This is a genomic window from Edaphobacter aggregans DSM 19364 (assembly GCF_000745965.1).
GTDB lineage: Bacteria > Acidobacteriota > Terriglobia > Terriglobales > Acidobacteriaceae > Edaphobacter > Edaphobacter aggregans.
Window position 1 is genome coordinate 1 of the sequence record NZ_JQKI01000241.1, and the last position, 5,146, is coordinate 5,146.

The following is a 5,146-nucleotide window of genomic DNA, read 5'->3' on the forward strand; positions in this document are numbered from 1 at the left end:
GGGACCACTTTCCCTCAAGGTAAAATGTCATATTCCTCAGAACTCTCCATAAAAAAACCAGCTTGTTTCCCGCCGCAGTAAAATGAGCCTGAACTGGGCGGAGGATAGGGCCCATGCTGGGAAGCAACCCGAGCGCCGACTCCGTGGCCTCGACCGATCAGGGGGTGCTGCGGTATCCCCTTTTCGCTGTCTGCCGGTCCAGATCGGGAGAGGCATCAAAGCGCTAAATCCTGGGGGAGCGGGGGCAAAGCCCCCGCAGCTTGCGGCGGCCCTAAAGCTTCCCTCTAAAACAGGGCGCCCTCTCATAATGCGTGCATTGGCCTGGTGGCAACGACTGAGAACTACTTTCGATTGAGTCTATGACCCTCCAGGTGGAGAGCTTTGTCCTGGGTGGTACAACGGTACTTATGAAAGCCCGTAGCGGGGAGACCTGGGATGTGGTTGGGTAGTAAGAATTACCGGCAGGCCAGGAAGTTCTTTCATCATCCGATGGCTTGACAGATTGCAACATACAGCAATCAGGGAACTTGCGGGTTTAGCAAAATGGTACCGAACCTGCTGTTCCAGAGCAGAAGGTGAAATTACATCGTCTTCTCCGGAGGCATTATGTTGGAGTTCGATTCCCTGCCAGGGGGAGTGGCACAAAAGCGCATCGCTGTTTATGCCACCATCGTGGCGCTTGCCGGCATTGTAGGTGGCTACGCGATTCATGAACACCGCGCTGCACGGAGTCTCGCGGCAGAGAATGTGCAGACGACCACTGCACTCAACGCGACCCGGCAAGAGCTAAGTGACCTGACGGCAAAGGTGAATATGCTTGCCTCGCGCAACGAAACACAGTCCGTTCCGTCGATCCCTTCCGCGCAGACCGCGCCCGGCGCCCGCCCCTCGGGAGTCCATCGGCAAAGAGAGGATCCGCGTTACAAGAAGCTGCAATCGCAGATCGACGCACAGGGGAAGGCGATTGAGCAAACCCGCAATGAGTTAGGGAGCACGCAGGGCGACCTCTCCAATACGCGTACCGAGCTGACGGGCTCGATTGCGCACACCCATGACGAACTGGTGTTGCTGCAGAAGAAGGGGGAACGAAACTACGCGGAGTTTGACCTCACGAAATCGAAACAGTTCCAGCGCGAGGGACCACTTGAGCTCCGACTGAAGAAAGCCAATAGCAAGCACCAGTATGCCGACCTGGAGCTGATGGTGGACGATCGCAACCTGTCGCAAAAGCACGTCAATCTCTATCAGCCGGTCATGTTCTACACGCCCGACACCCCGCAGCCCGTCGAGGTGGTCATCATCAACATCAGTAAGGACCATATCCAGGGATACGTCAGCGCATCGAAGTACCGGAAGTCGGAACTGGCCTCGATGTCGAATGCACAGGAAAACGCTTCACAGAGCCCAAATCAGGAGCTGACGAACTCCAGCGGACAGCCCGTGCCTAGACGGAAGCTTCCATTGTCCCAATAGGCGAGCGCCCCCATTCCCCTTGCCCGCCGGCGCGCTTTCTGGGGCGCGTGACTATGGTCGACTCTATGCAGAGCGCTGTGTCATTTTCGTGGTCAGAACGTGGTTCTTAGTGCGTGGTTTTCGGCGGCCAAGAATTTGCCACTTTTTTGAACTTTATTTTTTGCTCAGAATGGCCGTATGGGTCGCTGCATCTGCCGGCTGTTGCGGGAGGGTGTAAAGTAGTTAGTTGTGGGCTGTCAGTGCTCAGTCATTCGTTGAGTTGTGTCGCGAGGGAAAACGGTTCGCGCTTCCGCGCGAATGCCCACTGAGTTCACCCCACCAGCAATCTCTTTCGGGGATTCAGAACATTCTCTGTGGACCATAGGACCATGTTTAAACCCGCTGACCAGGGTGGTTTTGCGAAAATAAGTGAAATTGATGTGCGTAATCGATGTAATCGGGCCAATCACCATTCGGATGAACCAGCGGGGACATTCTGTTGGCCGACTGTACAGGACCATCTCGCAAACAATGAATCCTGCACTCCCGGTGCGGATATTCCTCATACTCTTTTGCAGCTTACTGGCCTGCCCTTCTGCGAACGCTGTGGATCCGGACCGCCGGATCTCTCAGTACGCGCACACTGCCTGGCGCGTGCGTGACGGAGTCTTCGCAGGAGCCCCCACTGCGATCACCCAAACTACAGATGGATATGTGTGGATTGGGACGTTAGGTGGGCTGTTGCGCTTCGACGGCGTTCGTTTCGTCCGCTGGACTCCACCCACCGGAGAACATCTTCCCGCGACGGCCGTTTTCTCACTCCTGGGCGCTGCCGATGGGAGCCTGTGGATTGGAACATCCGGTGGCCTGGCCCAGTGGAAGAACGGAAATCTGTTAAATTTCCCAGAAACAGCGGGCCGCGTGAACTCGATCTACGAGGACCGTGAGGGCACGATTTGGATGGCGCGTTCGCGAACGCGGGCTGGAGCTGTTTGTAAGGTCACACTATCTGTGGCCAAATGCTACGCGCCCAAAGACGGAGTTCCACCCTATGCCGGGACATTGATCGGCGACAACTCCGGATATCTTTGGATTGGAACCAGCACCGCACTTGTCCGATGGAAACCAGGTTCATCTACTTCGTACGAGTTGCCCGGACTCAAGTCCAACGCAGCGCTTGCTGGTGTAATGGCTCTTGCTGCCGCTCCTGATGGATCTGTCTGGACGGGGATCGCGAATTCAGGCCGCGGGCTTGGTCTCCAGCAAAGGGTAAACGGTACATGGAGAACCCTGACCACAACGGCACTCGACAGTAGCACGTTGAATGTCCTCGCCTTGTGGTTGGACCGGCATAACGCATTGTGGATTGGAACTGAACGAAACGGCATCTACCGGGTCCACGACGGCAAGGTAGAACGTTTTCGAAGCGCAGATGGTCTATCAAGCGATACCGCCGAAAGTTTTTTTGAGGACCGGGAAGGTAATTTGTGGGTGACCACGGCCGAGGGTGTCGACTGTTTCCGCGACATTCCAGTTGTCAACTTCTCTGTGCACGAGGGGCTTACTGGTGACATGGTCGATTCCATACTTGCGGCTCGGAATGGGACCATCTGGATCGGGAATCATTCAGGTTTGGATTATGTGCGTGGGGACGTCGTTTCATCCATCGGTCCAAAGAATGGATTGCCGGGCAGTCGCGTGACGTCCCTTCTCGAAGACCATGCTGGACGGCTTTGGGTCGGGTTGGATAATGGATTGTTTGTTTACGAGCGCGGCAGGTTTAGACCCATCCAGCGTCGCGACGGAGGCGCCATTGGGGTCGTTTTGAGGATGATCGAGGACTTGGATAGCTGCATTTGGGCCGTAGTCGTTCGCACTGGTCCCGGAAATGCAGGTGGACTGGTCCAAATTCAAGATGGCAGATTCGCCACCGAGATTGCAGACGAGAGGCTGGGTATTCCAATTTCGCTGGCGGGCGATCCCGAAGGTGGCCTCTGGTTGGGATTGCGTAAAGGCGGCCTGGCCCGGTATCGGAATGGCCAACTGCAGATCTTTCCTCTCAAGAACACAAATGCTCCAGTTTTACAGCTACTGGCAAACTCGGATGGTTCTGTGCTGGCAGCAACCACCGATGGCGTTGTCGAACGGCGAGGTGAGACTCAGCACGCCCTCGACCACCATAACGGCCTGCCCTGCGACCGGACCTATGCGATGGTTACCGACAAGCACTCCAATCTTTGGCTGTACACCGAGTGCGGTCTGATATTGATCAAATCGGACGACCTGCAACAGTGGCGTGGACACCCCGACCTAAAGGTAAGGTTCGATTTGTTCGATGCGTACGACGGCGCCCAGCCCTATCCCGCTGATTTTAAGCCACGTGCAACACGATCAAACGACGGGCGCTTGTGGTTCGCGAATGGAACTGTGGCCCAGATGATTGATCCCGACCGGCTGTATAGAAACTCCATCCCGCCGCCAGTACATATCGAAGAAGTGATTGCTGATCGAAAGAATTATCCGTCTCAAAACGGCCTTCGTCTCCCGGCCCTGACGCGTGATCTCGAGATCGACTATACGGCTCTGAGCTTTGTCGTTCCTCAGAAAGTGCAGTTCCGGTACAAACTGGATGGTCATGATCGAGAGTGGCAGGACCCTCAAACCAGGCGCCAGGCTTTTTACAGTAATCTGCGCCCGGGCAACTACCGGTTCCATGTGATGGCCTCCAATAATTCTGGTGTCTGGAATGAAGCAGGGGCTGAACTCGATTTCAACATCGCTCCCGCCTACTATCAGACGACCTGGTTCCGCATGTTGTGCGTGGCTGCGTTTCTGGCATTCCTTTGGGGGCTGTACCAACTCCGAATGCAACGATTGCGGGGGGAGGAAAGAAAATTTCGCGAAGCCATTGAGACCATTCCGACGATGGCGTGGTTCGCTGGACCCGACGGGGTCCTTCAATTTGTGAATCGACGCTGGGTTGAGTATACCGGGCTGTCGCAGTTGGAAAAACCGAAGGAAGTCAGGAAAGCTGCTGTTCATCCCGACGATCTGGATCGAATTGAGCGACGACTGGACGCGAGCAAAGCCAGTGGTGAGCCGGTCGAGGAGGAGCTGCGCTTCCGCCGCACCGACGGGGAGTATCGGTGGTTTTTGGGCCGCGTCGTGCCGCTGCGGGACAAGCGAGGAAAGATCGTGAAATGGTACGGTACGGCGACCGACATTCAAGATCGCAAGCGTGCGGAAGAGCTACAGGCACACCTTGCACACACCAATCGGGTCAGCCTACTCGGAGAGCTGGCGGCCTCAATCTCTCACGATCTCGCACAGCCCATCACGGCCACAACCAATAATGCCAAGGCATCTTTGAATTGGCTCCAGCGCGACCCGCCCGATCTGGCGGAAGTTCGCAAAGGGACGGAAAGAATCATCGAGGCGGGCACCTTTGCCTCGGGAATCATCAACCATCTGCGATCGTTGTACAAGAAGGCCCCTCCCAAACGGGAGTTGGTCACGATAAATGAAATCATCGGCGAAATGGCCCTGCTGCTGCGGGGCGAAGCCAACCGGCATGCCGTTTCGATTCGTACGGACCTTGCCGCCGATCTTCCCAAAATCACGGCGGACCGGGTGCAACTGCAGCAGGTACTGATGAACCTCATGCTCAATGGTATCGAGGCGATGAAGGAGACCG

At 56.1% G+C, this 5,146-nt stretch carries 3 protein-coding genes and 1 pseudogene; 3 read left to right on the top strand and 1 reads right to left on the bottom strand.

Going from position 1 to position 5,146, the window contains the following annotated elements; translation table 11 throughout:
• The first annotated feature begins 606 nt into the window (after positions 1 to 606).
• Both Q363_RS30475 and Q363_RS47235 read left to right on the top strand, forming a co-directional pair.
• Positions 607 to 1,473, top strand: coding sequence for a hypothetical protein (locus Q363_RS30475; protein WP_035358254.1), 867 nt, complete (start codon positions 607 to 609; stop codon positions 1,471 to 1,473).
• Between the two features lie 1,551 nt (positions 1,474 to 3,024).
• Positions 3,025 to 3,171, top strand: a pseudogene (locus tag Q363_RS47235) (hypothetical protein); the annotation flags it as partial.
• Here Q363_RS47235 and Q363_RS45040 read toward each other — a convergent pair.
• Positions 3,112 to 3,495: a hypothetical protein gene (locus Q363_RS45040; RefSeq protein WP_245632578.1), complete on the bottom strand. Its 384-nt coding sequence runs from the start codon at positions 3,493 to 3,495 to the stop codon at positions 3,112 to 3,114. The pseudogene Q363_RS47235 and the gene Q363_RS45040 overlap by 60 nt on opposite strands.
• A 69-nt stretch (positions 3,496 to 3,564) precedes the next feature.
• Between Q363_RS45040 and Q363_RS45045 the strand changes: the two genes are divergently transcribed.
• Positions 3,565 to 5,146, top strand: a 1,582-nt coding sequence (locus Q363_RS45045) for a PAS domain S-box protein (RefSeq protein ID WP_245632579.1), incomplete at its 3' end; no start/stop codon positions are given.